Annotated in this window: 27 protein-coding genes and 1 pseudogene; 5 read left to right on the top strand and 23 right to left on the bottom strand. The window is 52.2% G+C overall.

Annotated elements, in window-relative coordinates; genetic code table 11:
- The 3 genes from PT964_RS02435 to PT964_RS02425 are packed head-to-tail and all read left to right on the top strand — an operon-like array spanning window position 1 to window position 2,691.
- Window positions 1-1,560 (top strand): CehA/McbA family metallohydrolase, encoded by a 1,560-nt coding sequence (locus PT964_RS02435; protein ID WP_274361725.1) that lies wholly within the window; start codon window positions 1-3, stop codon window positions 1,558-1,560.
- A complete protein-coding gene (locus PT964_RS02430) occupies window positions 1,553-2,320 on the top strand; it encodes an HAD family hydrolase (RefSeq protein WP_274361724.1) in 768 nt (255 codons plus the stop codon). The genes PT964_RS02435 and PT964_RS02430 overlap by 8 nt, the downstream gene beginning before the upstream one ends.
- 41 nt (window positions 2,321-2,361) lie before the next feature.
- A complete protein-coding gene (locus tag PT964_RS02425) occupies window positions 2,362-2,691 on the top strand; it encodes a DMT family transporter (RefSeq protein WP_274361723.1) in 330 nt (109 codons plus the stop codon).
- Window positions 2,692-2,741: 50 nt separating this feature from the next.
- Here PT964_RS02425 and PT964_RS26480 read toward each other — a convergent pair.
- The 11 genes and pseudogenes from PT964_RS26480 to PT964_RS02370 form a co-directional block, all read right to left on the bottom strand.
- A pseudogene (locus PT964_RS26480) lies at window positions 2,742-2,849 on the bottom strand (alpha-amylase family glycosyl hydrolase); the annotation flags it as partial.
- 6 nt (window positions 2,850-2,855) lie between these two features.
- Window positions 2,856-4,955, bottom strand: coding sequence for an amylo-alpha-1,6-glucosidase (locus PT964_RS02415; RefSeq protein ID WP_274361943.1), 2,100 nt, complete (start codon window positions 4,953-4,955; stop codon window positions 2,856-2,858).
- Window positions 4,956-4,991: 36 nt separating this feature from the next.
- Complete coding sequence (locus PT964_RS02410) at window positions 4,992-5,828, bottom strand: carbohydrate ABC transporter permease (RefSeq protein WP_274361722.1); 837 nt, start codon at window positions 5,826-5,828, stop codon at window positions 4,992-4,994.
- Window positions 5,828-6,703, bottom strand: coding sequence for a carbohydrate ABC transporter permease (locus tag PT964_RS02405; RefSeq protein ID WP_274361721.1), 876 nt, complete (start codon window positions 6,701-6,703; stop codon window positions 5,828-5,830). Before PT964_RS02405 ends, PT964_RS02410 begins: the two co-directional genes overlap by 1 nt.
- A 110-nt stretch (window positions 6,704-6,813) precedes the next feature.
- On the bottom strand, window positions 6,814-8,076 hold the full coding sequence (locus tag PT964_RS02400; protein ID WP_274361720.1) for a sugar ABC transporter substrate-binding protein: 1,263 nt from the start codon (window positions 8,074-8,076) through the stop codon (window positions 6,814-6,816).
- 223 nt (window positions 8,077-8,299) lie between these two features.
- Window positions 8,300-9,691 (bottom strand): MATE family efflux transporter, encoded by a 1,392-nt coding sequence (locus PT964_RS02395; protein WP_274361719.1) that lies wholly within the window; start codon window positions 9,689-9,691, stop codon window positions 8,300-8,302.
- A gap of 188 nt (window positions 9,692-9,879) precedes the next feature.
- A complete protein-coding gene (locus PT964_RS02390) occupies window positions 9,880-10,032 on the bottom strand; it encodes a hypothetical protein (RefSeq protein WP_274361718.1) in 153 nt (50 codons plus the stop codon).
- Between the two features lie 602 nt (window positions 10,033-10,634).
- On the bottom strand, window positions 10,635-12,269 hold the full coding sequence (locus tag PT964_RS02385; protein ID WP_274361717.1) for an alpha-glucosidase: 1,635 nt from the start codon (window positions 12,267-12,269) through the stop codon (window positions 10,635-10,637).
- A 50-nt stretch (window positions 12,270-12,319) separates the two neighbouring features.
- Complete coding sequence (locus tag PT964_RS02380) at window positions 12,320-13,156, bottom strand: carbohydrate ABC transporter permease (RefSeq protein WP_274361716.1); 837 nt, start codon at window positions 13,154-13,156, stop codon at window positions 12,320-12,322.
- On the bottom strand, window positions 13,156-14,031 hold the full coding sequence (locus PT964_RS02375) for a carbohydrate ABC transporter permease (protein ID WP_274361715.1): 876 nt from the start codon (window positions 14,029-14,031) through the stop codon (window positions 13,156-13,158). The genes PT964_RS02380 and PT964_RS02375 overlap by 1 nt, the downstream gene beginning before the upstream one ends.
- A 120-nt stretch (window positions 14,032-14,151) precedes the next feature.
- On the bottom strand, window positions 14,152-15,420 hold the full coding sequence (locus tag PT964_RS02370) for a sugar ABC transporter substrate-binding protein (RefSeq protein ID WP_274361714.1): 1,269 nt from the start codon (window positions 15,418-15,420) through the stop codon (window positions 14,152-14,154).
- Between the two features lie 216 nt (window positions 15,421-15,636).
- Here PT964_RS02370 and PT964_RS02365 point away from each other — a divergent pair, with 216 nt between their 5' ends.
- Complete coding sequence (locus tag PT964_RS02365; RefSeq protein ID WP_274361713.1) at window positions 15,637-16,602, top strand: LacI family DNA-binding transcriptional regulator; 966 nt, start codon at window positions 15,637-15,639, stop codon at window positions 16,600-16,602.
- 100 nt (window positions 16,603-16,702) lie between these two features.
- Here the strand turns inward: PT964_RS02365 and PT964_RS02360 are convergent, their stop codons facing one another.
- The 4 genes from PT964_RS02360 to PT964_RS02345 form a co-directional block, all read right to left on the bottom strand.
- Window positions 16,703-17,137, bottom strand: coding sequence for an exosporium protein C (locus tag PT964_RS02360; RefSeq protein ID WP_274361942.1), 435 nt, complete (start codon window positions 17,135-17,137; stop codon window positions 16,703-16,705).
- A 249-nt stretch (window positions 17,138-17,386) separates the two neighbouring features.
- A complete protein-coding gene (locus tag PT964_RS02355; protein ID WP_274361941.1) occupies window positions 17,387-17,899 on the bottom strand; it encodes an acyl-CoA thioesterase in 513 nt (170 codons plus the stop codon).
- A 114-nt stretch (window positions 17,900-18,013) separates the two neighbouring features.
- Window positions 18,014-18,688 (bottom strand): TerC family protein, encoded by a 675-nt coding sequence (locus tag PT964_RS02350; protein ID WP_425262658.1) that lies wholly within the window; start codon window positions 18,686-18,688, stop codon window positions 18,014-18,016.
- 67 nt (window positions 18,689-18,755) lie between these two features.
- Entirely contained in the window at window positions 18,756-19,118 is a 363-nt protein-coding gene (locus tag PT964_RS02345) for a MerR family transcriptional regulator (RefSeq protein ID WP_274361940.1), read from the bottom strand.
- A gap of 121 nt (window positions 19,119-19,239) precedes the next feature.
- On the opposite strand from PT964_RS02345, the gene PT964_RS02340 reads away from it, so the two are divergent.
- Complete coding sequence (locus tag PT964_RS02340) at window positions 19,240-19,620, top strand: carboxymuconolactone decarboxylase family protein (RefSeq protein ID WP_274361711.1); 381 nt, start codon at window positions 19,240-19,242, stop codon at window positions 19,618-19,620.
- Window positions 19,621-19,683: 63 nt separating this feature from the next.
- Here the strand turns inward: PT964_RS02340 and PT964_RS02335 are convergent, their stop codons facing one another.
- From PT964_RS02335 to PT964_RS02300, 8 genes are all read right to left on the bottom strand, one after another.
- Window positions 19,684-21,186: a DHA2 family efflux MFS transporter permease subunit gene (locus PT964_RS02335; protein ID WP_274361710.1), complete on the bottom strand. Its 1,503-nt coding sequence runs from the start codon at window positions 21,184-21,186 to the stop codon at window positions 19,684-19,686.
- Between the two features lies 1 nt (window position 21,187).
- Complete coding sequence (locus tag PT964_RS02330) at window positions 21,188-21,592, bottom strand: MarR family winged helix-turn-helix transcriptional regulator (RefSeq protein ID WP_274361709.1); 405 nt, start codon at window positions 21,590-21,592, stop codon at window positions 21,188-21,190.
- 216 nt (window positions 21,593-21,808) lie between these two features.
- On the bottom strand, window positions 21,809-22,558 hold the full coding sequence (locus PT964_RS02325; RefSeq protein ID WP_274361708.1) for an amino acid ABC transporter ATP-binding protein: 750 nt from the start codon (window positions 22,556-22,558) through the stop codon (window positions 21,809-21,811).
- Between the two features lie 39 nt (window positions 22,559-22,597).
- On the bottom strand, window positions 22,598-23,278 hold the full coding sequence (locus PT964_RS02320) for an amino acid ABC transporter permease (RefSeq protein WP_274361707.1): 681 nt from the start codon (window positions 23,276-23,278) through the stop codon (window positions 22,598-22,600).
- A 15-nt stretch (window positions 23,279-23,293) separates the two neighbouring features.
- Complete coding sequence (locus PT964_RS02315; RefSeq protein WP_274361706.1) at window positions 23,294-24,085, bottom strand: amino acid ABC transporter substrate-binding protein; 792 nt, start codon at window positions 24,083-24,085, stop codon at window positions 23,294-23,296.
- 61 nt (window positions 24,086-24,146) lie between these two features.
- Window positions 24,147-24,761: an NAD(P)H:quinone oxidoreductase type IV gene (gene wrbA / locus PT964_RS02310; protein WP_274361705.1), complete on the bottom strand. Its 615-nt coding sequence runs from the start codon at window positions 24,759-24,761 to the stop codon at window positions 24,147-24,149.
- A 410-nt stretch (window positions 24,762-25,171) separates the two neighbouring features.
- Window positions 25,172-26,047 (bottom strand): CPBP family glutamic-type intramembrane protease, encoded by an 876-nt coding sequence (locus PT964_RS02305; protein WP_425262663.1) that lies wholly within the window; start codon window positions 26,045-26,047, stop codon window positions 25,172-25,174.
- A 10-nt stretch (window positions 26,048-26,057) separates the two neighbouring features.
- On the bottom strand, window positions 26,058-26,630 hold the full coding sequence (locus tag PT964_RS02300) for a TetR/AcrR family transcriptional regulator (protein WP_274361703.1): 573 nt from the start codon (window positions 26,628-26,630) through the stop codon (window positions 26,058-26,060).
- Window positions 26,631-26,849 lie beyond the last annotated feature (219 nt).

Here is a 26,849-nt window from a genome sequence, read left to right as displayed (position 1 = left end):
ATGCGGGAGACGATTCGTTATACAGCGCCGGAAGGCGAAAGTAAGCCGGTATGCAAACACACCTTTCTGCTGGAAGAAGCGGCCGATTGGCTTGCGCTGCGTGTGAAGCCGGATGCCAAGTGGGGATACGTGTACTTGTACGACCCGCTCGGCCGGATACGCATCCAGCACTTGACCAAAGGCGGCGAAATGACGCTGACGCTCGGCTTCGCCGCCGCCGATTCCAGCTGCGGTTCGGTTCCGGGGGATATTCCCCCCGGTTCCTGGACCTTGTTATATGTGGGAACCTGGAAGCAGACCCCGTCCTATGAGATGGAAGTGATTGCGGGAAATGGCCCCGTCAGTCTCGAGAGCAGCGTCTACCGCATCGGCGAAAATGTTTGGACCGACATAAACGCATCGGACGACGGAAACATAGTGTTGAACTTGTCAAAGTACGACTGGAACAAAGTGCACCAAGAAGGTATGCGCTGGTATAAGGGCGATTTTCATATGCATACCCAGCTGTCGGACGGCAAGCAAACGGCTCGGGAGTTGAACGATCTGGCTCTGTCGCGGGGCCTCGATTTCATCACTGTGACCGAACACAATTTGATAACGACCGGGTGGCCCGAATCGCCGCTGTTGGTCATTCCCGGAATTGAAATTACTTCCACCAAAGGCCACTACAACGTGCTCGGCATACGTCGCTGGGTGGACTTTGCGGGAGACGGAAGCGGACGGCCGGACAGTACGGTTGATCAACCGTTGGCGCTCGAGACCGAAGACGGCATGGAGCGAATATTGTCCGACTCCCGTCGGCAAGGCGCCGTCTGCAGCATGAACCATCCGCTGCTGCCTCCATGGGATTGGTTATACGGCGGCACAAGACTTGAACGGTTCGACGTGATCGAGCTGTGGAACGACCCGACCTACCCGGGAAAGGAACCTTATCCGGGGAACGAGGTAGCGACGGAACGGGCGCTGAAGATGTGGGACTTGCTCTGGAAGCACGGACATATGCTGTGGGGCATCGGCGGGAGCGATACGCACAGCCTGCCGCACGAGAGCTATATGGAGGGCGGTCCGCCATCCATTGTCGGCGATCCGCTCACCTGCGTGCTTGCGCCGAATTGCTCGGCCAACGCCATTCTCGAAGGAATCCGTAACGGGCGAAGTTACGTGACGCGCGGACCGCTGCTCGAACCGAAGGTCGTTTGCGGGGAGCGCACGTATGTCCCCGGCGAGCAAGTGGACTTGGCGGATGTTCATGCGGCCCCCGGAGCCTCCGTTCATCTTCGATATGAGCTGGAGATACAGGACGCTCCCGAAGGAAGCTGCATCCATTGGATCGAAAACGGCGATACCGTAATCGTACGGCCTTGCGGCGAAAGCGGCTCGCAAAAGCATGAGATGGTTTGGAAGCCGGGCGAGTTTCAATGGATTCGTGTTGAAATTCGGGATGCGGACAAGCGGCTGCTCGCTTTCGTAAACCCTGTATTTGCCGGCAGCGCCGTTCCTTCCGTGACGTATTGGTCGGAATTGATGGAGCTATTGAAGGGAGCAGAAACGGTTGATTAAGCTTCAAGCGCAAGGGAAAGAAATCCGCATCCGCGGAATTTTGTTCGATAAGGACGGGACGTTGCTGGACTTCATGCATTTATGGGGGAAATGGGCGCAGGTTTTGTTTGCAGGGATGGACGAAGAGTTGTCCAAATACGGCCGGAAGCTCGCACCCGGCTTCCTGGGCGCCTTCCGGGATTCTCGGGGAGCCGTTATCGGCTGCGACCCGAAGGGCCCGCTTACCATGGCTTCCATGGACGATTGTTTAGCGATCGCGGCCGCAAATCTGTATGATGCCGGCATTCCTTGGAACGACTCGATTCGATTGGTCCATCGGTTCCGCGAGCAAGCCGACGCCTGGCTCGACCGTGAGCGGCCGGCCGCGGCGATGCCGGGAATTGAGCCGTTTTTGCGGCAGTGCAGCGCATATAAGCTTGATATGGCCGTAGTGACGTCGGACTCGACCGCTTCCGCTCTCAAGCATTTGCAGTGGCTTGGATTCCAGGAGTATTTCCGCGAAGTGATCGGGCATGAACAAGTGAAATACGGAAAACCGCATCCTGCGATGATAGAAGAGGCGTGCGCAAGAATGAGTCTCACCCCCGCGGAAATCGCAATCGTCGGCGATTCCAACGGGGATATGCAGATGGGAAAGCAAGCGGGCGTTGCGCTTGCCATTGGGATCTATACAAGCGAAGAAGGCAAAGAGGCGCTTGCCGATGCCGATGTGCGAATTGTTTCCTACGATGAGCTCCAACTGCAGGCGCCGGCTATATAAGCCTCTGAAAATAAAGGTTTTACCGGATAGGAGCAAGAAGGATGGGCTGGTTTTATTTATTTTTAGCGATTGTGTTTGAACTGGCCGGGACGACGACGATGAAATTTTCGGAAAGCTTTACGCGTCTTTATCCTTCCATCATGATGTTCGTTTTCTACGGCTGCAGCTTGACGTCGTTAACGCACGCGGTAAAAACCATCGACATCGGCATCGCTTACGCGATTTGGTCCGGATTGGGGACAGCGCTGATCGCCTTGATCGGGTTTTATATATTTAACGAAAAAGTAACGATGCTGAAAATCGTTTCCATCTCTATCATCATCATTGGCGTGATCGGCCTCAATATAGGCGATTATGCACAGAAGCATTAAAAAAAGACACCGGCTCCGCAATTGCCGGTGTCTTTTACGATTATTTCACGGTCGTATCCGTTATCGACATCGGGAGAGCCGTAGCACGGATTGAGCCAAATGACGTCGACACCCAAATCGCGGATGTAGTCGAGCTTGCGGATAACCTCTTCAAGATCTTTTTTTCATTGCTGTCTCTCCCCTTGCGCCGTTATCAATTCGCACCCGGTCGTGTTGCCGAGCACGGTTACTTTCACTTCATTGCCGGGCAGCGCAGCGTCTCTCGCCAGCTCTACGGACAGAACGCCTTGCCCGATGCGTATATTTGTCGCGGTTAAGCGGTTTAAGCCTTCCGGCAGCACCGGGTCGAGCGCGACCTTTCGTGCCGGCACATCCGGCTTCAGACCGAGCATCGCCTGCAGCATGACGATCGCGGTGGCCGCAGCCCATGCTTGCGGCGAGCACGTCGTCGGATACGGCACCGGCTCCCCGGTCTTCGAACCGTAGCCGCAGAACAGCTCCGGCAGCCGGCGGTATTCGAACGCGCCCGATGCGTCTAGCAGCCCTTGAATAAGCCGGGAAATTTCCCGCTTCCGTCCGAGCCGAACGAGGCCCAGCAGGATCATGCCGTTGTCGTGCGGCCAGACGCTTCCGTTGTGGTAGCTCATCGGATAATATCCGGCCGCCTCCGTGCTCATCGTCCGGATGCCGAAGCCGCTGAACATGTCCTCCGACAGCAGCCGCTCCGCCACGGCCGCGGCGCGCTCTTCGGCCGGCAAGCCGCTCATCAGCAGATGGCCGGGGTTCGACGTCACCGAACGAACCTGCCGTCCGTCCTTATCGAGCGCGATCGCGTAAAACCGCTCCTCCTCCATCCAGAACGCCTTCTCGAAGGCGGATTTGAGCGCCTCCGCCTCCCATTCCAGCTTCTCCGCGAACGATTGATCGCCCAGCATCGCGAACAACGAGGCCAGTCCCTTCTTCGCCTGATACACGTAGCCCTGCACCTCGGACAGCGCGATGGGCGAGCGGGCGTACTCGCCCGATTCGTGAACGATGGAATTGGCCGAATCTTTCCAGCCTTGATTCGGAAACCCTTTCTCCGCTTCCTGATGGTAAGCGACGAAGCCGAACCGGTGCATATTTCGGTCGATCCAGCCGAGCGCCCGCTCGATATTCGGACGCAGCTCGGTGACGAGCTCCGAATCGCCGGTCCACCGGACATACTCCACTATCAGCAATAGAAACAACGGGGTGGAGTCCGCCGATCCGTAGTACGGGCCGAACGGGGACTGCCCGGTGGTCACCAGCTCTCCGAACCGGATTTCGTGCATAATTTTGCCCGGCTGCTCGTCCCGCCAAGGATCGTCCTTCTTGCCTTGGTACGCGGCGAGCGTCCGCAGCGTGCCTCCGGCATTATCCGGACGAAACGGGAGCATGAACAACGCCGTGATGAGGCTGTCCCGGCCGAACGGCACCGCGAACCAAGGCAATCCGGCCACCGTCGTCGGTCCGTGTCCGATATCGGCCAGCAGCATTCGCAAATCCCGCGCGCCCCGCCGGAACAGTACGTTAAACCGCTCCGAATCGGATGCCGCCTGCGTCGTATTCGCCAGCCAATCCTCGAACGATGCGGACGCCGAGCGCAGCGCCTCTTCGTACGGCAGCACGGACGGAGCAGCCGTCCCGCTCCCGGAAGGCGCGATCGTGAATACGATCCGGGTTGTCTCCTTGGGCGCCAGTGTCAGCCGGAACCGGATCAGCCCCGCATCATCGTCCGTCTCGGCGCCCTGACGGTCCCAGCCGATGTCGATTCGGCGCTCGATCCCGTCCTTCCCTTCATACCGGACGGACAGCCGCTGCGCGCCGGACTCCCGGCCGGAAATCGCGCCGACTTCGCCCGTCCGGTACTTGCGGACCAGAAACATATCCTGAAAGTCGGCGTCAAACCTTGCGGTGCATTCGAGCGCCGCCTCGGCGGGAAAGTAGTTCGTCAGCGATACCCGCTCGTATAATACGCCCGCATGAATGAACCGCTCGCGAAGCACCTCGATGGCGCCTTCATCCTTCCGCTCTCTCATCATGCGGATCGCCGCGAAATATCCTTTATCCGCCTCGGAAGCAAGCATGGACGGCTTCTCTCCGTCGACGCGAAGCTCCATCTTGCTTAGAAACCGGGTATCCTCCATATACAGTCCGTGCCCTTCGTCGCTGTCCGGACGAATGTCGCCGTCCGGATCCGTCAAGAGAAACAAATTCCCTTCTTTAATAACGAGATAGTCCATCGATGACACGCCCTTCCCCCGGCTTATGTAACGTGGTCACTTCACCGCGCCGGCCGCGATTCCTTTCACGATATACTTCTGCGCAAACATGTAGAAGATGACGATCGGAATGACCGTCAGCGTCAGGCCGGCCATCGCCAAGTTCCATACGATCGTAAATTCGCCGAAGAAGTAGAACGTAGAAAGCGGAATCGTGCGCAGGCCTTTATCGGATAACGACAGCGAAGGCAGCAAATAGTCGTTCCAGGTTGCGATGACGTCCAAAATCACAACGGTGATCGTTATCGTCTTCAGCATCGGAAACACAACGCGCCAAAATACGCCGAATTTCGATGCTCCGTCCAGCGTCGCGGCTTCCTCCAGGGCGACGGGAACGGATTTGATAAAGCCGTGGTAAAGAAACACCGCCATGCTGGAATGAAAGCCGATGTTCATATAGATCAAGCCTTCGTGGGTGTTGAGCATGGGCAGGTACAAATTATCGCGAATCCAGTCCATCACCTGCATCAGCGGCATCATCAGCGTCTGGAACGGGATGAGCATCGTCGAAACAAACAACATGAAAATAATTCTGCTGAGCGGATTGTCGGCCCGCACCAGCATCCAAGCCGTCATCGAGGACAGCAGCACGACGAATATGGCGGTCACGATCGTGACATACAGCGAGTTGCCGAGCGCCGTAAAAAATCCCATCTTATCGATCGCCTTGGCATAAAATTCGAAGCTGAGTGTCGAAGGCAGCGCAAGCGCGTTCTCGTATAGCTCCGCCCTCGTTTTGAAGGAGTTGACCAGCATAATGTAAATCGGAGAAAGGAACGCAAGCGCCACAACAAATATGAGCACTTCAGCCGCAAGCTTGCCTGCCCTGACCATTACATTTGCACCTCCCGCTTCTTGGTGATCGTCACTTGCGTCAGCGTAATGACGGCGACGATCAGGAAGAACACGATCGCTTTGGCCTGACCGTATCCGTAATTGCTGTAACCGAAAATTTCATTAAAAATGTTCATGGCGAACATTTCGGTCGCGTTATTCGGACCGCCTTTGGTCAAGGACAAGTTGACGTCGAATATTTTGAAAGCGCCCGAGAGCGTCAGGAACAAGCAAATCGTGAACGACGGCATCAGCAGCGGGAAGATGATTCTTATAAGCCTTTGCCACAGATTCGCCCCGTCCACCTTGGCCGCTTCCATCATATCGTCGGGAATGCCTTGAATCCCCGCGATATAAATAACCATCGTATAGCCGGCCATCTGCCAGGCGAAGACGATGACCATCGCATACAAGGCGTAGGTCGGGTTGAGCAGCCAGTTGAAAAACAGGTTCACCATCCCCGTCTTCTCGCCGATATACTTGAGCGCGTCCGTAAAAATAAATTGCCAAATATAGCCGAGGATCAGTCCCCCGATCAGGTTCGGCATAAAGAGCATCGTCCGCGCCGCGTTGCTTACCCGAAGCCCGGTCGTGACCAGCAGCGCGAACAACACGCCGAGCACATTGACGAGAATGAGCGCCAGCACCGTAAACTGTATCGTATGCACGGCGGACGTCAGAAACCGGTCGTCCTGAAACAGCAGCGTGTAGTTGTCCAAGCCGACGAATTCCTTGGGGTTCCCCGGAATGCCGTCCCAGTTTATGAACGAATAGTAAATGCCGATAACAAACGGAATGATTACAACCGTCGTAAAAATAAATACGAGCGGGAAAACGAATAACGCATACCATGCTTTATCTTTTCTTCTGTTCATATCGCTACCTCTTCCCGGGGTCAATGTAGGTTGCGGCCGATGCAAGATGAAACGAAAGCCTAACAAAAGCGTTAGGCTTTCGTCATCATTCGCGCGCAGGCGACAGCTATTTATTTGGCACCTTTCGCCCATGCAGCGTCAAGATTTTTCAGGAATTGCTCGCCGGTCATGCTTTTGTCCAAGAAAAACTGCTGCGTGGCGGGGGCCAAATCGTTGATGATAATGCCTTGCGGGAAATAGTTGAGCGCCCACGGGATCGTATTCCCGTCCCTCGTGGCTTCGAACACGACCTGCGACAGAGGATCGAGACCGCTCGCCTCAATATTCGTCATGGCCGGAATAAACTTAAATTCGTTCACGATCGCATTTTTGCCGGTATCGCTAGTGACCAGCCAATTCAAGAACGCATTCGCCGCCTTAATTTCATCCGCATCCTTCTTGCCGTTAATGACCCAGTTGGATGCCACTCCAACCGCGATTTTGTCGTTTCCGGCCAGCGGCAGCGCCATCATGCCGACGTCGAAGCCCAAATCGCCGAAATCCGCCAGCATGCCCCAGCTCCAGTTGCCCTGATGAACCATAGCGGTCTTGCCCGTTGCAAAGTCGCCCATCTGGGTATCGTATTTGACTTCCATCGGATTGTTCGTGTTCGCCTTGATCGCTTCCATAAACTTGGCGAACTCTTGGAATTCCTTCGTATCCGCCATCTTGACTTCGCCTTTGTTCAGCTTGCCGATGAAGCCGACCGGGTCCGGCTGCAGCGCGAACGGCGTATTGATGATGTGGCCGATCAGGAAGTAAGCTTCCTGGGACAAGCTCAGCCCGTTCTTGCCTTGCGCCTTCAAGTCCTGCAGCGTCTTGGTGAACGAGGCGAGATCCGTGACGTTCTTCGGGTCGACAAGGCTTTTATTGTAAACAAGACCGAACCCTTCCACGCCGTACGGGATGCCCACGACTTTCCCGTCGACGGTCGGAGCCATATTGGGAGCGATATTTTTCACGTAATCTTCATTGCTCATGTCGTAGTAATACGATTTAAATTTCTCCACCTCGGAGCCGGATGCTACCGAAAATATCGACGGCCCTTCGCCCGCAGCCAGCTTCGCTTGCAGCTGCGTCATATAGGCGTCGCCGGCGGAGCCCCATACCTCGACCGGATTGCCGGTTTCCTGCGTATACTGGCCGGCTAAAGCTTCAAGCTGCTCCGCAATTTCTACCTTCGACTGGAATATTGAAATTTTTTTAAGCTTTGCGGTTCCGGCTTGGTTGTTCGGCGCCGCTTGGTTATTGTTTTTGCCGCCTGCGCAGCCCGCCACCGCCGCAACCAGTGCAGCAACCATTAGTAAACAGAGTAATTTTTTAACCTTATTCATAATGATCCCCCTTAAGTATTGTGCTTGTGAGTGCAACCTTTTCCGCCGGACCCTTTATGTTCGTTGAATGCCGTTTACTAGGATAACCATATTTCCTTTCTTTATGACAAGAAGAAACGGCTGTGCCGTCCTATACCTTCTTATATTATGAAAAAAAGAAGACGCCCCTCCGGACGCCTCCTCTTCCTTCTATATAAGTTTATAACCGCCAAAGCCTTCTTTACTAAATCAGCCGGTGCTCATACCACTTTTTGCCGCGGAAGCGCCATAGGAACACCGCGCCTCGAATGCCCCATTCGCAGTTCATCGCCAGCCATACGCCGATGATCCCCATCCCCAACGTAACGCCGAGCACATATCCGAGCACTACCCGGAACAGCCACATGGTCAGCATCGACGTGACGGAGGTGAAGCGAGAATCCCCGGCCGCCCGCAGTCCGGAGGGCAAAATAAAGCTGATTGCCCACAAGGGGATTTGGGCTATGGCGTTGATCACCATAAGCCACAAGAGATCGTCGACGATTTCGGCCGGCGGATGAAACACGCTGACCAGCGGGTGAAACAGAGGCAACAGGATCGCCGTCATCAATACGAACGACCACGACGCCAGCCATAGGAACGATTTGATGAACTTGCGGGCATCGTCAATATTGCGCGCCCCGATACATTGGCCGACAACCGTCACGATCGTGAGAGACAATGCCTGCGCGGGAATTTGATACAGCAGGGCCATCGTGCCGCCGATCGCGTTGGTTGCAATGGCGTACGTTCCCATGCCGACGATGAATACTTGCGTCAACATTTTTCCCCCGTTAAAAAACATCTGCTCGGCGGCAAACGGAAGACCGATGTACATAATTTTTTTAAGCATCGAGAGCGAAACATGAAAAAGCTGGCGCAAACGCAAATGAAGCGTAACATCCATTCGCACCAGATAAATCACAGCGCACAATGCGCCGGCATACCGCGCGATATTGATAGCTAGCGTCATGCCCAAAACGCCCATATCCAGAATCGTAATAAAAAGAATGTTCATCAGTACGTACAGGAGATTCATGATAAGCGACAGCGCCAGCGCCACCCGGCTTTTCCCGATTCCCCGCATCACGCCGCAGACCGCCTGCTCGATCCCGATGCCCAAATACGATATGCCGCTGCCGATCAAGTATATCTTCGCATTGGCGAGTACATCGGGCGACGCGCTGCCGAACAGAAGACTCAGCACCGGATTATGCAGCAGCACGACCAAGAGACCGATGCCGAGCGCAAGCAGGGAAACCGAAGCGACACTGCCGCCTGCCGCTTTGGACAGCATCGCGTCGTTGCGGCTCCCTTTGTATTGCGCGACGACGACCGTCCCCCCGGTCGCCACGGCGATAAATACGTTGAGAAGAAACACATTCAGCGAATCGATAATGCTTACCGCGCTGACCGCCGCCACTCCAGACGAGCTGATCATGGCTGTGTTTGCGACATTAAATCCGATAATAAACGCCTGATCTATCAAAATAGGAATAAACAAGGCGATGACTTGCCGGTAATCCATCGTCGCTCCGGATAAATATTTATCCAATAAACGGTGCGTTCGCGCTTTTACCGCATGCAGCTGACTCAAAGTATCACATTCTTTTCTATCATAATAGCGAAAACCCACAACCTGTTACGGTTATGGATTATCCCGAGAAAATAAAAACAAGACCGGCCAGGCGGCTCCTGGTCAGAACCACAACAGCAGTCTTGGTTTTAATAATACCTTATTGTCCGAAGTTCATACAATTCAATTGATCGCCCAAATTGTGGGGATTAACGGGCTGCATGCCCGCTTTGCTCTCTCGTTCTCCATAAGTGGACGCCAATGAAAATAAACCACGCAGGAATGACGGTTAGCCCGCCGATGCCGATTCCGGCGACGACGAACGGCCGAAACCCGATGGAATTGCCTATGACCGTAACCACCAGGCAAATGCCCGATAATATTCCCAAATAGCTTGTCAAGGTCTTTGCGGATACGGGCGGTGGGGATATGGGCAGTGCGAAAAGGGTTGGTGCGAAAAAGGTCGGTGCGGAAAAGTTGGTGCGGAGTAGGTCGGTGCAAAAAGGTTGGTGCGGAAGAGGTTGGTGCGGATATGGATTGTCACGAGAAGTCATGCTTAGGCGGGCTTTCCCAAGGCAACCCTTCCCCGGCAGCCTTCTTGCTGTTAACGGAACGAGTTGTCCGCTAATTGTGGGAATTCCGCCAAAAAGGGCTAATTAGCGGAACCTGATGTCCGCTAATTGGCCAAAATCGGCGAAATTGGCCGATTTTTAGCCGATTAGCGGTCATTTCGTTCCGTTAAAATGCAGTTTTTGCAGTAATGTTAGGTTTTAGCGGACATTTTCTTCCGTTAACGTCGTTCGATGTCACCCGCTTCCACCACCGTACCCCCGAGCAAGCCGCACATACCACCGTTCACCCAAGCAACCCGCACATCCTCCGCCGTACCCCGAGCAAGCCCCGTATCCATCAAGTGGCTAAATGAAAACCGCCGGACCTTATTCGATCCGGCGGTACGATTTCGTTACGGATATACACGATAGACGGCAGCCTCATAAGGTCGCAGAACGGATCCTCTCCCGCCCTCTTTCGCCTGTCCGCGCTCCGGATAATTGGCGATGATCGTCTCGCCCAAGCTCTCGATCACGGACGGCGGAAGCTCGTTCGGAATCGTCAGCTCCGACACGTTCAGCACAACAAGCCATTTCTCGTCGCCAAGCATCCGATAATATGCATAAATATATGGGTGGTCGTCGAGCTCCGCGATCGGCTCATAGTCTCCGTACACCATGACGCCGCTGCCTTTACGCAGCCGAATCAGCTCACGGTAGTAAAAGAACACCGAGTCCGAATCGGTCAGAGCCTGTTCAACGTTGATTTCCCGATAGTTCGGATTCACTTTCATCCAAGGCGTGCCCGACGTAAAGCCGGCCTGATCGTCCGCATTCCACTGCATCGGAGTGCGGGAGTTGTCTCTCGCGAGGTGAAGCAGACTCTCGAAAACCTCCCGAGGATCCCCGCCGTTGCCGACCAGCTCCCGGTATTTGTTCTTCATCGCGATATCGTTGTAATCGTCGATCGACTCGAACCGGACGCCGGTCATGCCGATCTCTTCGCCTTGATAAATATACGGCATGCCGGGGAGCGTATGCAGCATCGTGGCGAAGCATTTGGCGCACTCCACCCGATACTCCTTGTCATTGCCGAAGCGTGTCACAAGGCGCGTATGGTCGTGGTTATTCAGGAACTGAGAGTTCCAGCCCTTGCCCCACATGCCGTCGTACCAGCGGCGCTGAATATCCCGAAACCGCCGCAAGTCCCAATGCGCCATATAATCGCATACTTCGAAATGGAACAGCGTGTTCAGCTCGCCGCGGTCTTCGCCGACATACAGCACGCCGTCCTCCGGCGTCACGAACGGAATTTCGCCTACCGTGAAGATGTCGTAATGCTTAAGCACCTTCTCATGCATTTCGTGCAAATACTCATGGATGCCCGGATTGTTGCCGAGGTACGAAATATGGTCCGGGTCCGCGGAATCGGGGAAGCCTTCCTGCTTCGCCAGCAAATTGATAACGTCCATCCGGAATCCGTCGATCCCTTTGTCGAGCCAAAACCGCATCATGTCGTATATTTCTTCGCGCACGGCCGGATTCGCCCAGTTCAGGTCCGGCTGCTCCACGGCGAAGGAGTGAAAGTAATATTCGTCCGTCGCCTCGTCATATTCCCATACGGAAGGCGTAAAATACGAACGCCAGTTGTTCGTTTCCTTACGCCAAATATAATAGTCCCGTTTCGGGCTGTTCTTTGACGAACGGGATTCGAGAAACCACGGATGCCGATCCGATGTATGGTTGACGACCAAATCCATAATCAGCTTCATGCCGCGGGCGTGAACCTCCCGAAGCAGACGCTCGAACGTATCCATCGTACCCGCCTTCGGCATGATCGAACGGTAATCGGATATGTCGTAGCCGTTATCCACGTCCGGCGAACCGTAGCACGGATTCAGCCAAACGACGTCCGCGCCGAGCTCGCGGATATAATCAAGCTTGCGGATCACTCCCTCCAAATCTCCGTACCCGTCACCGTCCGTGTCCAGAAAGCTCCTCCAATAGACCTGATAGACAACGGCCTCTTTCCACCATGTTTTGTTCATTGCAGTCCATTCTCCTTGCGCCGTTATCGATAAGCATATTTGCGAAAATGTTATTTTACAGCCCCTGCCGCGATTCCTTTAACGATGTATTTCTGTGCAAACATATAGAATATTACGACCGGAACGATCGTCAGCGTCAATCCGGCCATCGCCAAATTCCACACGATCGTAAATTCCCCGAAGAAGTAGAACGTCGACAGCGGAATAGTGCGAAGCCCTTTATCCGACAAGGTAAGCGACGGAAGCAAGTAATCGTTCCACATCGCAATGACGTCCAAAATCGCAATAGTAATCGTAATGGTCTTTAACATCGGAAACACGATTCGCCAGAAGACGCCGAACTTCGTACAGCCGTCCAGCGTCGCCGCTTCCTCCAAGGCGACCGGCACCGATTTGATAAAGCCGTGGTACAAAAATACCGCCATGCTGGCGTGAAAGCCTATATTCATATAAATCAAGCCCTCGTGCGTGTTCAGCATCGGAATGTGCAGATTGTCCCGAATCCAGTCCATCACCTGCATTAGCGGCATCATCAGCGTCTGGAACGGGATCAGCATCGTCGACACGAACGTCAAAAAGATGATCCGGCTCAGCCGGTTATCCGTTCTTACCAGCATCCATGCCGTCATGGACGACAACATGACGACAATAACGACCGAAACGATCGTTACATAAAGCGAGTTGCCCAGCGCGGTAAAGAAATTCATTTTCTGGGCGGCCTGAACATAGTAATCAAAGCTGAACGAAGAAGGTAACGCCAGCGCGTTCTCGTACAGCTCCGCCCGATTTTTGAACGAATTGACCAGCATCAGGTAAATCGGAGAGAGGAATGCGAGCGCAACAACGAACAGCAGCACTTCGGCCGCAAGCTTGCCTGCCTTACGCATTACATCTGCACCTCCCTCTTCTTGGTGATAACGACCTGCGTCAACGTAATCGCGGCTACGATCAAGAAGAACACGATCGCTTTCGCCTGACCGACACCGTAATTGCTATAGCCGAAAATCTCGTTGAAAATATTCATCGCGAACATTTCGGTCGTATTATTTGGACCGCCCTTCGTCAAGGACAGATTGACGTCGAAAATTTTGAACGCCCCGGAAAGCGTAAGAAACAAACATATGGTAAACGACGGCATCAGCAGCGGGAAAATGATTTTCGTCAGCCTTTGCCATACATTGGCGCCGTCCACCTTGGCGGCTTCCATCATTTCGTCCGGAATGCTCTGAATGCCGGCTATGTAAATAACCATCGTATAACCGGCCATTTGCCAAGCGAACACAATAACCAGAGCATATAAAGCGAATTGCGGATGGATCAGCCAGTTGAAGAAAATGCTCTCCATTCCCGTCTTCTCGCCGATAAACTTAAGCGCATCCGTAAAGATGAACTGCCAAATATAACCGAGAATCAAGCCGCCGATCAGGTTCGGCATAAACAGCATCGTTCGCGCCGCGTTGCTCGCTCGAAGCCCGTTCGTCACGAGCAGCGAAAACAGAAGTCCCATCACATTGACGGCCACGAGAGCCATCACAGTAAACTGAATCGTATGCCATGCGGATTGGAGAAACCGCCCGTCTTGGAACAGCTTCACGTAATTGTCGAACCCTACAAATACTTTAGGGTTCGCCGGGATGCCGTCCCAGCTGATGAACGAGTAGTAAATGCCGATCATAAACGGGATGATTACGACAGTGGTAAAAATAAATACCAGCGGAACCGTGAATAAGGCATACCAGGCTATATCTTTCCTTTTGCTCATATCGCTCCCTCTCCCCGGGTCTATTAATTTACATACTGCAAGATAAAACGAAAGCCTAACAATCGCGTTAGGCTTTCGTTTTCGGTTCGCGACGCACGGGATTATAGAGTTAATTCCGCATTACTTGGCGCCGTTCGCCCATGCAGCGTCAAGCTTTTGCAAGAACTGCTCGCCGGTCATATTTTTGTTCAAGAAAAATTCTTGCGTAGCGGGAGCCAAATCGTTCACAATGATGCCTTGCGGGAAATAATTGAGCGCCCACGGAATCGTCTCTCCGTTCTTCGTAGCTTCGAAGACGGCTTGCGACAACGGATCCAAGCCGTTCGGCTCAATATTCGTCATGGCCGGAATAAATTTGAATTCGTTCACGATCGTGTTTTTGCCTGTCTCGCTTGTCAGCATCCAGTTCAGAAACGCATTAGCGGCTTTGATTTCGTCGGCGTTCTTCTTGCCGTTGATCACCCAGTTGCTTGCTACGCCGACCGCGATCTTATCGTTGCCTGCGAGCGGAAGCGGCATCATGCCGACTTCGAAGCCGAGATCGCCGAAGTCCTTCAGCATGCCGTAGCTCCAGTTGCCTTGATGAACCATAGCCGTCTTGCCCGTTGCGAAGTCGCCCATCTGCGTGTCGTACTTCACTTCCATCGGGTTGGTCGTATTCGCCTTGATCGCTTCCATGAACTTGGCGAATTCTTGGAACTCTTTCGTGTCCGCCATCTTCACTTCGCCTTTGTTCAGCTTGTCGATGAAGGCCACCGGATCAGGCTGGAGCGCGAACGGCGTATTCAGGATGTGACCGATCAAGAAGTAAGCTTCCTGGGACAGGCTCAAGCCGTTCTTGCCTTGCCCCTTCAGATCCTCGAGCGTCTTGGTGAAGGATGCGAGATCCGTCACATTCTTCGGTTCGACCATGCTCTTGTTGTATACAAGGCCGAACCCTTCCACGCCGTACGGAACGCCGACGACTTTACCGTCGACCGTTGCCGCCATATCCGGCGCGATGTTCTTCACATATTCCTCATTGCTCATGTCGTAATAGTACGATGCAAACTTCTCCACCTCGGAGCCGGATGCAACGCTGAAAATCGACGGGCCTTCGCCTGCGGCGAGTTTAGCCTGCAGCTGCGTCATGTACGCGTCGCCCGCGGAGCCCCATACCTCGACCTCGTTGCCGGTTTCCTCGGTATACTTTTTGGCGAGCGCTTCCAACGGCTCTGCAATTTCAACCTTCGATTGGAAAATCGATATTTTCGCCAGCTTTTCCGAGCCCTTCGAAGCGTCCGACCCCGAAGCTCCGGTATTGCCGCCGTTCGAAGACCCGCACCCTGCGATGGCTGCAACCAATGCAGCAGCGGTTAGTAAACTAATTAACTTTTTACCTTTTCCCATGCTTCAATCCCCCTAAAATAGTGGTTTTCTATAAAATAATTACTAACTAACACCTCGAATTATAATTGAAAGCGTATTAACAGGTCAAATATTTTTACTAAATAGGTAAAATATCGTATGTATTTTACTAAAATATTTACTAATTCCATCGTTGTCCGCTCAATCACAAAAAACCGTGCTATAATACACCCATAAGCACTCAGGGGAGGACTCGCCATGATTGGCTTGAAGGATATTGCAAAGCATACGGGCGTCTCCGTTTCTACCGTGTCCAATGTTCTTAACGGACGCAAGAATGTAGGGAAAGAAACCAGGGAACGGATTCTGCAATTTTGTGCCGAGCACGGCTATGCTCCGCCATCGCCGAAGAAGCCTAAAGCTGGCGCTTCTAATACGGTTGTCTTTATTTTCAGCGATTTCGACCGGGATTTTTATTTAAAAATCATCGAAGGAATCAGCGACTGCTTAAACGAAAACGGCTACAATTTAATTATTTGCACGAACAAATCGAGCGCAAACTTTATGAACAGCGGCTTCGCCCGCGGTACGATCTGCCTTGACGGAAGCATGGCGGACGATGACCTGATTTCGGTCGCCCAACCGGACTTTCCGGTCGTCGTAATGGATCGGATCATTGCCGACCCGCTCGTCAATACCAAGAGCGTCATCGTCGACAATTACCCGGTCATGTACGAGATGGTGCAGGCGCTTGTCAATAAGGGCTTCAAGCAGTTCGGATATCTCGGCGGCATCGTTACGACGCTCGACAACAAGGAGCGGTTTGCCGGATTTACCGACGCCTTGTCGGCCAACGGAATTGACTTCGACCACCGGAACTACTTTCACGGCAATTACCGCGAGAGCAGCGGATACCAAGCGGGCAAGCTGATGATTTTGGGCAACGCCTTGCCCGAGGTGCTGGTGTGCGCCAACGACAATATGGCGATCGGGGCGATCAAGGCGTTCGAGGAGCACGGCATCAAAGTGCCCGACGACATTTCGGTCACGGGCTTCGACGATTCCGACTCGGCGGCGTTGGCCGGCCTGACCACCTTATCCATTCCGCGATACGAAAGCGGGTATTTGGCGGCCAAGGAGCTGCTCGAAATGATCAAGGGCAAGGCGGCCAAACATCCGATCAAGCTAAGCGCCACGATTAAATGGAGACGCTCGGTGAAATGACGTTAACAAAAGAAGCGCCGGCTTACAAAAAAATTGTAAGCTCGGCGCTTTTGCATTTCGTATAGCGGAGGAGTTTCTGCCGGAAAGATGATACCGGGAATTACACGTTTGCCCGTCTAACCCGAACGGCCAAACCGCTGAAAGAAACCGGGCCGACCACAGCAGCTCTCGTGCCGCGGGTAACGTTCTCGGCTGTTACCATATAGCGATGGGTTCCTGCTGCAACGTTTCTATCAATTGCTTGGAACGTAACTACATAGTTTCTTTCCGAGCCTGAAGATTCGATTCCTTGTTGGGCAGTATAAATATGCCGTCCGTTCCGCCAAATTTTAAAGCGGATTTGTGCGATACCCGTAACTCCGCGTACGCCGACGGTAGCAACTAACTCAACCCGATTCGGTTGGGAGTTCATGGGGATCTTTATTTGAATAGAGGCAAGGTTAAGCTTGCTCGGCGAGTGAGGAATTCTGACAGCCCTGGACAAGTTGAATCTGCGGCGAGGTTGCGTTGCTTTTTTATCAAGAATGCGCACCATCATAACGATCACCTCCTTTTCTGATATACCTCAAAATATGCTAGAGAAAAGGAGCGTTCTTGTGCCATTCTTCCGGTAGAAAAGAACAAAAAAGGAGGGTATTCCAAGAGAGAGAGTTTGAGGTGGAAGATTGATAGAACTATTATCGCTTTCAACAACGAAATGCCCGGCCGGTATTTGTCGGACCAGTTACCGATGCCGGCCGGGCGGTTCTCGAAAGACATTCGTTGCTGCGGGCTGTTGCAATGCTTATTCCCAAGGGTACTTCGTCAATAAGAAATCGGCAAACTTCTTGCTTTCTTCGCGTCTTGCTTTCCTCATTTCCTTCCGCTGCGCGGCCGTTTCATTCAATACCTTCTCCTCTTCCGTTTCCGGCATAACCTGCGGGACAGGGATCGTTTTGTTGTTCTCGTCCAAGGCGACGAAGGTCAGGAATGAGGTTGCGGCGATTTTCCTCTCCCCGCTTTTCAAATCCTCCTTGATTACCTTCACGAACACTTCCATGGAGCTTCTGCCTGTCCAAGTAACGAACGATTCTAAGGATACCGAATCGGTCGGACGGATCGGCTCAAGGAAGTCGACCGAATCCGTGGAGGCGGTAACGGCCGTCACTCTGCATAATTTAGTAGCTGAAATAGAAGCGATATCATCTATATACGACATTAACTTTCCGCCGAACAAAGTTTCGTGGTTGTTAACGTCCGGAGGAAATACCCGCAAGATTTTAAAGCAGCGCGTTTCTTTAACATATTTGTTCTCCAGGTTGTTCACGTTCTTTCCGTAATGTTTTTTCCATTGAAACATTGTGCCCCGGATGCCGTTACAATATTCGCATTACGGACGACGAACGGCTGCGCCTGTGCGCAGCCGTTCGCGTTAATGATTTAACTTCATTTGCCTGTGGCCTAGTTTTCCAATAATAATTACGGCAATCGCCAAAATAATCGGCAGAACGAAGTGGCCTTTTGCGAAATATTCCTCGACCAAATGCGCTACGCCCTTGTCGCTTAAAATCATCTCGCCCGCAGTATAACCGAGCAGGCCCGCTCCGAGAACGACGAGAATCGGGAACCGGTTCATTAACGCCATTAATGCGCGGCTGCTCCAAATGATGAGCGGAATGCTTACGGCTAGTCCGATCGCAATCAGCACAAGGTTCCCTTTAGCGGCCCCCGCCACCGCCACGACATTATCCAAACTCATGACCAGATCGGCGATAATAATGGTTCTTATGGCTTCGGCCATATTGGATCCGCTTTTCAAGCGCTCGCTCTCGTCTTCGCCCTTGAGCAGCTTTACGGCGATCCAGAGCAATAACAGCCCCCCGACGATTTGAAAGAAGGGGATGCGCAAAAGCCATACGGCAACGAAAGTAAGTACGACCCGCAGTGCGATGGCGCCGAAGCTGCCCCAGAAAACCGCCTTCGCCCGTTGCTCCGCCGGAAGCCTTCTGCACGCCAACGCAATGACAACCGCATTGTCGCCGCTTAGTATGATGTTGATGAAAATAATTTCTACAAGGCCCATCAAAAATGCTTCCACCACATACATCCCCTTGAAAGATATCCAGTTATGTAAAGCAAGAAATCATTATAGAATAACAGGCTTATACAAGCAATTATTCCTTCCCTTTGTAATATTCAATCTTTTCATCAATTCGATTCAAATGGTTTTTCAGGCTTTCGATTTGCTTCAACAAACTATTCCGGTGAACCTCCAGCAATAATCGCCTTGTCCCAATTGTAGTTTCACCTTGGTACCGCAAATCGGAAAACCGCTTCATATCGCTGATTTTCATTCCAGTCTCCTTGAGCCTATTTAAGAAATGAATCCAGTCGATATCGGACTCCGTGTACTCGCGGTAACCGTTACAATCGCGACGGACTGCCTGCAACAATCCGATTTTCTCATAATAGCGCAAAGTGTGCGAGGAAAGGCCTGTATGCTTTGAGATTTGTTGAATCGTAAAGGTATTTTCCATGCGAACCATTATAAAGAGCGGAACGTTTAGTTGCAATTCCGGAACTTTAAAAAAGTTGTTGCCTTAGAGCGCGCTCAAACGTGTAGCATGATACCATTCAAACGAATTGGAGGAATCATAGATGTCTGAGGAACGGTATCGCACAGGCTGGGAAAAGCTGATGCAAATCGATGGAGAAGCCGGAGAGCGCGTTATTGAATCGCTGGAAAAAATAGCACCCGATCTCGGAAGGTATATCGTTGAATTTGGATTTGGAGATATTTACTCTAGACCAGGGATTTCGCTTCAGCAAAGGCAATTGGTCACCATTGCTTCCTTAACTACGCAAGGCGGCTGCGAGCCGCAGCTAAACGTACATATCAACGCCGCTCTCAATGTGGGGCTTTCCGCAACGGAAATCGTCGAGGCGATCATGCATTGCGTCCCATACACCGGTTTTCCGAAAGTATTGAATGCAATGTTTGTCACCAAAAAGGTGTTCGAGGAACGGTCGATCATATAATAAGAGACGCCTCGTCACTTTATCTGAAAAAAGAACCCCGACCTTCGCGGTCGGGGCTTAACTTTAAGAGCTTGCCAATTCCTTGGCAGGCTCCTGCTTGACGGTGACCTTCTCCTGATGCGGCTTCACCCTGCGAATGAAGAAAGCCAGCACGAGGGCGGCAACCGTCATCCACATCGCCACTTCGAATGCGTGGTTGATGCCGTAAACGGTCGCTTGCTGCGTAATTTCCAGCATCTTGGCTTGATTCGCGGCATCGGCCGGGTTGATTTGGGCGTCAATGACCATTCTTTTACCTTCCGATTGAGCGGCGTTGGTGAACAGCGTCACCAGGAAGGCGGTGCCCAGCGCGCCGGCCACGTTCCGCAGCGTCTGAGACATAGCGGAGCCGTGCGCATTCAAAGTCTGCGGCAGCTGGTTCATGCCCGCCGTCTGAATCGGCATCATCAGCATCGACATGCCGAACATGCGAACCGTGTATATCAAGAGCATGTGATTGTACGTCGTGTCTACGGTCAGATGGCTCAATTCGTACGTTGTCACGGTTGTAATGATGAGCCCGACAACAGCCAGCCAACGAGCGCCTACTTTATCGAAGATCATGCCGGTAACCGGCGACATAAGACCCATCAAGAGCGCGCCCGGCAGCAGCAGCAAACCGGATTTCATCGGCGAAAAACCGAGAATCGTCTGCAGGAAGATCGGGAGCAAAATCATGCCCGAAAACATCGCCATCGTAATGATGACGTTGATGACGGTGGTCAAAGAGAACATGTCGTACTTGAATACGCGGAATTCCAAAATCGGCTTATCCGTCCGAAGCTCGCGGATAACGAACAAAATCAAAAATAAAGTGCCCGCCGCCAAGCTAACGATCACGCGGGTGCTGTCCCAGCCGTCATTCGCCGCATCGCTGAACCCGTACAACAGACCGCCGAAGCCGAGCGTCGAGTAAATGACGCCTGCCATATCGAATTTCGGCTTCGAGGTTTGGGTCACATTTTTCATGGAAAGCGCGCCGAATATGAGTCCAAGCAAGGTCAGCGGAAGAACGACATAGAATAGAACGCGCCAGGAGTAGTTTTGCACGATCCAACCCGAGAGCGTAGGTCCGACGGCCGGGGCGAAAATCATCGCGAGACCCATCATACCCATCGCTTTCCCGCGCTGCTCGATCGGGAAAATCGTCAGGAACACGATCGACATGAGCGGCATTAGAATACCCGCGCCTGCCGCTTGAATCAAGCGGCCCGTCAGCAGCACCTCAAAGCCTGGCGCCAACGCGCATATCACGGTTCCGGCGGTGAACAAGCCGGTTGCCCACAGGAACAATTGTCTTGTCGTGAAACGACCGATCAAATACGCGCTGATCGGGACCAGAATGCCGTTTACCAGCATATAACCGGTAATGAGCCACTGGATCGTATTTTCGCCGATGCCCAGGTCTTCCATCATGCTCGGAAGAGCGACGTTCAGAAGAGTCTGGCTCAAAATCGCGACGAACGCCGCGATAATCAAGGAGGCGACGATCGGCCCCCTCTTCAGTTGGTTTTGTATAGCTTCCATATCACGATTCCTCTCTCAATTGCTGTAAAATAGAAATAATTTTCCCTTGAATCCTAATTAACTCTTCCACCTCTTCTTCAGGCAGCTGCAGAAGAGGAGATAACCGTTTCATAAGAGCTTCGTCCGTGCGCCCGAGCACTTCCTCGCCTTCGGCGCTCAGCTTGAGCAGAACGGACCTGCGGTCGTTCGACGGCGTCTCGCGGACGATCAACCCCGAATGAACGAGCCGGTCTACAACGGCGCTGGCCGTGCTCGCGTTCGTGCGAAGCTGCTCGGCAAGCTCGCTCAGCCGCATCATCGGATGCAATTTCAGCTTGCGCAGCGTGAGATATTGTATCCGAGTCGTGCCGTGTTCCTCGGCAACCTTATGCGTCACGTGATAGAACGCTTGATTCAATTCTCTCATTGAATCTCCAAATCTTATGATGGGCTTAAACTCATCCACAGCCCTCACCTTTCGTTTACGAATATTTCGCACACGAAACACTTTACTGATTTCTCATTTCAAGGTCAATGCCGAAATATCCCCGAATGCGTTCTATCGGAACCGATGTTGGCGGTTACATCGTAGGTTATTGTCATTTTGCTTCCTTTTACGCCGCAGCTTTCGTAGGGGAAATTCCTAACGTTCCCGAACCATTTTCAAAAATTGCACGGTTCTCTCGTTCTCCGGCTTGTCGAATATGACGCTTGGCGCCCCCTTCTCCACGATCACGCCTTGATCCATAAAGACGACTTGATCCGCGGCCTCCCGCGCGAACGCCATCTCGTGCGTCACGATGACCATCGTCATGCCTTCGGCAGCCAGCCCTTTGATTACCCTCAGCACTTCCCCTACTAATTCGGGGTCCAGCGCGGATGTCGGCTCATCGAATAACAGCACTTGAGGATCCATTGCCATCGCCCGGGCAATCCCGACCCGCTGCTGTTGTCCGCCTGAAAGCTGATGCGGATACATATGAGATTTGCCGCTTAACCCGACCTTTTCCAGGAGAGTCAGCGCCTTTTGCTTCGCTTCTTCCTTTGAACGTTTAAGGACTGTCACTTGCCCTTCGATGACATTTTCCAATGCGGTGAGATGAGGAAACAAATTGTAGCTCTGAAACACCATTCCGGTTTGCTTGCGGATCGACATCACTTTTGCATTGCTTATTTTTTGACTGCTGCCGGTGAACTCGATCGAGGCGCTTCCTATCGATACGGTTCCTTGATCCGGTATTTCAAGCAAATTGATGCACCGCAAAAAAGTGCTTTTACCGGAACCTGACGGACCGATAATGACGGAGGTATTTCCGCGTTCGGCCGCGAAATCAATCCCCCGGAGCACCTCCGTCCCGTTGAAATGCTTATGTAAATCGTCGATGCGAATCAAGAACGATCAGCCCTTTCCTTCCGGACAAGCCGTTTCACTTTACCTGGCTGCGCTGCGCTCGAACCTCCATTCCAGCCTGTTCTGGAAATGGGAAAGCACAGTACTGAACGCCAAATAGATGACGGCCACCTCGATGTAAAGCCACAAAGGCTCGTATGTAACGGACGCGATTTGCTGCCCTTTCTGAAACATCTCCGTTACGGTGATGGTCGCCGCCAGCGATGTATCCTTTACAAGACTAATAAACGTGTTTCCCAGCGGCGGGGTCGATACGCGCGCCGCTTGCGGGAGAATGATGCGCCGCATCGCCTGCCATTTGCTCATGCCTATGGAATAAGCCGCTTCCTTTTGCCCCTTAGGGATGGAGAGGATAGCGGCGCGAATAATTTCCGAGCTATATGCGCCTACATTCAGCGTAAAGCCGAGAACGGCCGCCGGGAACGGGTCCAGCGTAATTCCCAAGCTCGGAAAACCGTAAAAGAGAATAAAAAGCTGAACAAGCAGCGGAGTCCCTCGGAATATCCAAACGTAAAACTTTGCGATCGCGACCAGCGCCCTCACATCCGATATGCGGGCGAGAGCCGTCAAGAAGGCCAATAACAGACCTAGCACGAATGTAATCAGCGTCAGCGGAATTGTAAAATACAACCCAGCCTTGAGAATAGGAAAAAAGGAATCGCTTAGGATTCCAATAATTCGTTCCGCACGGTCGGTTGTCATATCGGTACAAATCCTTTACTTTAAGACGTCGGTGTTAAACCATTTTTTCGATATTTCCAGGTAAGTCCCGTCATCCTTCATGCTTGCAAGAGCTTGATTCACTTTCTGAACGAGGTCGGCGCTCCCTTTCCGGAACAAAAAGCCGTTGCTTGTCGCGTTAGGCTCCTCATAAACGGTTTTAATCGGCAAATCGGGCCGCTGCTTCTTCAAATCCAAGTAGGAAAGACTGTCGTTAATCGTTGCGTCGATCCGCCTCGAAACAAGTAAATCGATAGCCTGGTTAAATCCTTCTACAACCGTATTTGTCGCTCCGTGCTCTTCCGCGATCTTCCGGTAGTTGCTCTCGAGGGACTGCCCCACTTTTTTCCCCTTCAAGTCGTCCAGCGTTTTCACTTCATGATTGTCTTCGCGGACGATCAGCACGGCCCGAGAAACAATATACGGATCGGACATATCGTATTTTTCCAGCCGATCGGGACGAATCGCCACTTCGTTGGCCACCATGTCGTACCGTTTCGCATCCAAGCCCGCAATCATGCCGTCCCACTTCGCCTCAATAAATTTCGGAGCAAATCCGGCGCGCCTGCATACCTCTTCCGCGATTTCAATATCGAAGCCCGTCAGCTTCCCGCTGTTGTCGTGAAACGTAAAAGGCGCATACGTGCCTTCCGTTCCGATCGTTAATTGCTGCAATGCAGGCTCCCCGTTGCCGTCTTGACCCGCTCCCCTTCGCCCGTTATCGGTATTGCAGCCGACAGCAACCGATAACAGCAGCGCAATAAGCGCTGCCGCCGCTATTTTTTTCACGTTCGAATCCCTCCAATCTGCAAAAAAAGGAGACAGCATTTGTCCCCTTTTCCTGTTCAACTTACGCCTTCGAGCCTTCTTTAACCCATTTTGCCACTGTGATGACACGTTTCGTTTGTTGCGCCACCGCGCCTTTAACGTCTTCCTTCATGTTCCCGTCTTGGTCCACCGATACGCTGGTACCGTAAGGGTTGCCGCCCGCGACATAAATCGATTGGTCCGTGTACCCCGGCGTCACGACAATGGCGCCCCAGTGATACATCGATGTGTACAAAGACAAGATCGTCGCCTCTTGTCCCCCATGGGAGTTTTGAGCGGAAGTCATGGCGCTGACGACTTTGTTTACCGTTTTCCCTTGGAACCAGATGCCTCCGGTCGTGTCTAAAAACTGCTTCATTTGCGATGCGACATTGCCGAAGCGGGTCGGCGTGCTGAATATAATCGCATCCGCCCAAACGATATCGTCCGCAGTGACGACCGGGACGTCTTTGGTCGCTTCAACATGGGCTTTCCATGCGGGATTGGATTCGATGACCGATGCCGGCGCCAGCTCTTGAACCTTCAATACCTTCACTTCCGCGCCTTCGGATTTTGCCGCATCCGCTGCGAATTGGGCCAATTTATAATTGGTCCCTGTAGAGCTGTAGTAAACGATCGCTAACTTCACATTCGTCATATATGCTTCTCCTTCAAAGGGTCTGGGTATGAGTACTTTACGCGATTACACCGTTAGAATAACCAATGGGAACCGCGTTATTCGCTTCGGTCGCCGACCTATCAATTTCAAGATGGCCGGCGATCGCTTTAACGGACAGGAGTGCAGTTATTCGGCGTTTTGAATGGAGTGTTCAGTTTTAACGGACACCCCTGCAGTTATTACCTCGAAAAAGCACGGATAAGCGCCAAAAATCGACGTTTAGCGTCTGTGGTGTCCGCTAGCGGTATTCCAGTGGCAAAAAAGGCGATATAACATCTATGGTGTCCGTTAGCGCCGCAGGGGTTAGCGAGGAGCGGCGAGAAATATATTTTATAAATTGTATAATGTCAAAAAGCCCCCTCATTGGGAGCTTTTTTCGGTGTTTTCCTCTACATTGTCACAGCATTGCTATCGTTCAAAACCCCGGCATTCCCTTTCTGCTCCTTCTTCAATCTTATCGACCTGAGCCGCAATCCGAATCCGACGAACAGGATCGTCGTAATGATGCCGCTGGTCGGGCTGAGCCAAAGTTCGCCTGCTTTCGTTAATGTAATTACCCCGGCTACCGACAATAGCAAGGTAGGCACTCCATCTTCCAAAGCATGCATCAACACGCACGGCCATACGGATTTCGTAAGCCGATACATTTCAACGTACATAACCGACCATGCTACCATTAACACACAGCCTATTAAGAGAAAGCCCATTCTCGAGGTCGTCTCGAAATAAGAGTCCGGCAGGAACACCATATAATACGCAGCATGCCAAAGCGCCCACACAAGTCCGGATACGAGGTAGAGCATCCAGTCATTAAGCTTCAGCTCAATCAGTTTCGGAGTCAAATATCCGCGCCAAGCAAATTCTTCAAAGATGTTCTTAATAAAGTTACCTGCGATCGAAACACCCATAAGCGATAGGATTGAATGCAGTTCGACGTCGGAAATACTGGCGCTATTAAACAGCAATGCAAGGCCGACAATGATAACCGTCATAACCGGATAGATCGCAATCGCTGCGCCATACCACTTCATATTCCCTTTCAAATTCGGCAGAACGCCAAAATCCTTCCAATCGCGATTCGCAAGCCGCAGAACGAGCATTGCGATAATCGGCAATATAAGCCACAATCCCATTCCTAATGAATTTTCCGCAGGCTGCTCCGGAAGCTTCGAATCTACCAACACGCCGATCCAACCGCTCGCTAACACCGCCGCAATGAACAATATAAGACTAAACTTTCTTCTTGCCGCTGACACGGTAAACATCTCCTCTTGATTATTGTTGTTCCGCACGACGCTTCGCTGCTCCGATTACATCTTCGGCCGCGCTGCTCATCAGCCGAATCATCTGTTCTTCCGTGAAATCTGCCGGCAGCAATTCATTGGCCGCCATCACGCTCATCCCGACCTGAAACATTTTCATCTTTAGCAAAATTGCCAGCAATTCATCATCAGACAATCCGTTAAGATCGGGGTCCATTCTCATCATCTTTATGAAGCCTTGCGTCTCTTCCTCATTGTGCTTCGCTTGATCGTTCTTCTTCATCACAAGATCGCGAAACAAAACCGGATACTTCCTTGCAAACCGGATGCTGGCCGCCCCGATATCGTGGAACGGATGGCCCGAGTTTTGCTCCATCAAAATTTGCCTGCTGACCTCAAAGGTCTTCTTGTACACCTCTTCGATCAGCTCGCCAGCCTCTTTGAAATTCACATAAATCGGGGCAATCGAGCTCCCCAGCTTCTCCGCTACCTTGCGGATTGTAATTGAATCGACTCCCTCCGTCCTCGCAATTTCGAACGCCGCATCAACGATCTGTTCTTTCGTAAACTTCGTTTTGGGTGCCATTTGCTCTCTCTCCTAATCGAACATTGGTTACATATCATTTGTTCTATATTGATCATTATATATCATACGATATGTATATCAATACCTTTTTATAAAATGTTTCGCTAATACGATATGGCATGGTGATTTTAGGCTTTCCATGCGACCGATTTCGCAATCAGGATGTAAGAAAACCTCTTCAGGCCAACTAAAAAAAAAAACGGCCCGCCTTCCTTTCGG

The organism is Paenibacillus thermotolerans, from assembly GCF_028745515.1.
Classification (GTDB): Bacteria; Bacillota; Bacilli; order Paenibacillales; family YIM-B00363; genus Paenibacillus_AE; species Paenibacillus_AE thermotolerans.
This window is presented reverse-complemented; position numbering and strand designations above follow the sequence as displayed.

Bases quoted from the DNA above. Each gene is read 5' to 3' on its own strand.
- PT964_RS02300 (WP_274361703.1), bottom strand. From the start codon at position 26,630: ATGGCACCCAAAACGAAGTTTACGAAAGAACAGATCGTTGATGCGGCG.
- PT964_RS02360 (WP_274361942.1), bottom strand. From the start codon at position 17,137: ATGGTGCGCATTCTTGATAAAAAAGCAACGCAACCTCGCCGCAGATTC.
- PT964_RS02365 (WP_274361713.1), top strand. From the start codon at position 15,637: ATGATTGGCTTGAAGGATATTGCAAAGCATACGGGCGTCTCCGTTTCT.
- wrbA (WP_274361705.1), bottom strand. From the start codon at position 24,761: ATGACGAATGTGAAGTTAGCGATCGTTTACTACAGCTCTACAGGGACC.
- PT964_RS02385 (WP_274361717.1), bottom strand. From the start codon at position 12,269: ATGAACAAAACATGGTGGAAAGAGGCCGTTGTCTATCAGGTCTATTGG.
- PT964_RS02335 (WP_274361710.1), bottom strand. From the start codon at position 21,186: ATGGAAGCTATACAAAACCAACTGAAGAGGGGGCCGATCGTCGCCTCC.
- PT964_RS02400 (WP_274361720.1), bottom strand. From the start codon at position 8,076: ATGAATAAGGTTAAAAAATTACTCTGTTTACTAATGGTTGCTGCACTG.
- PT964_RS02330 (WP_274361709.1), bottom strand. From the start codon at position 21,592: ATGAGAGAATTGAATCAAGCGTTCTATCACGTGACGCATAAGGTTGCC.
- PT964_RS02305 (WP_425262663.1), bottom strand. From the start codon at position 26,047: ATGTTTACCGTGTCAGCGGCAAGAAGAAAGTTTAGTCTTATATTGTTC.
- PT964_RS02380 (WP_274361716.1), bottom strand. From the start codon at position 13,156: ATGCGTAAGGCAGGCAAGCTTGCGGCCGAAGTGCTGCTGTTCGTTGTT.
- PT964_RS02350 (WP_425262658.1), bottom strand. From the start codon at position 18,688: ATGTATGTGGTGGAAGCATTTTTGATGGGCCTTGTAGAAATTATTTTC.
- PT964_RS02345 (WP_274361940.1), bottom strand. From the start codon at position 19,118: ATGGAAAATACCTTTACGATTCAACAAATCTCAAAGCATACAGGCCTT.
- PT964_RS02375 (WP_274361715.1), bottom strand. From the start codon at position 14,031: ATGAGCAAAAGGAAAGATATAGCCTGGTATGCCTTATTCACGGTTCCG.
- PT964_RS02320 (WP_274361707.1), bottom strand. From the start codon at position 23,278: ATGACAACCGACCGTGCGGAACGAATTATTGGAATCCTAAGCGATTCC.
- PT964_RS02435 (WP_274361725.1), top strand. From the start codon at position 1: ATGCGGGAGACGATTCGTTATACAGCGCCGGAAGGCGAAAGTAAGCCG.
- PT964_RS02340 (WP_274361711.1), top strand. From the start codon at position 19,240: ATGTCTGAGGAACGGTATCGCACAGGCTGGGAAAAGCTGATGCAAATC.
- PT964_RS02415 (WP_274361943.1), bottom strand. From the start codon at position 4,955: ATGGACTATCTCGTTATTAAAGAAGGGAATTTGTTTCTCTTGACGGAT.
- PT964_RS02405 (WP_274361721.1), bottom strand. From the start codon at position 6,703: ATGAACAGAAGAAAAGATAAAGCATGGTATGCGTTATTCGTTTTCCCG.
- PT964_RS02370 (WP_274361714.1), bottom strand. From the start codon at position 15,420: ATGGGAAAAGGTAAAAAGTTAATTAGTTTACTAACCGCTGCTGCATTG.
- PT964_RS02410 (WP_274361722.1), bottom strand. From the start codon at position 5,828: ATGGTCAGGGCAGGCAAGCTTGCGGCTGAAGTGCTCATATTTGTTGTG.
- PT964_RS02425 (WP_274361723.1), top strand. From the start codon at position 2,362: ATGGGCTGGTTTTATTTATTTTTAGCGATTGTGTTTGAACTGGCCGGG.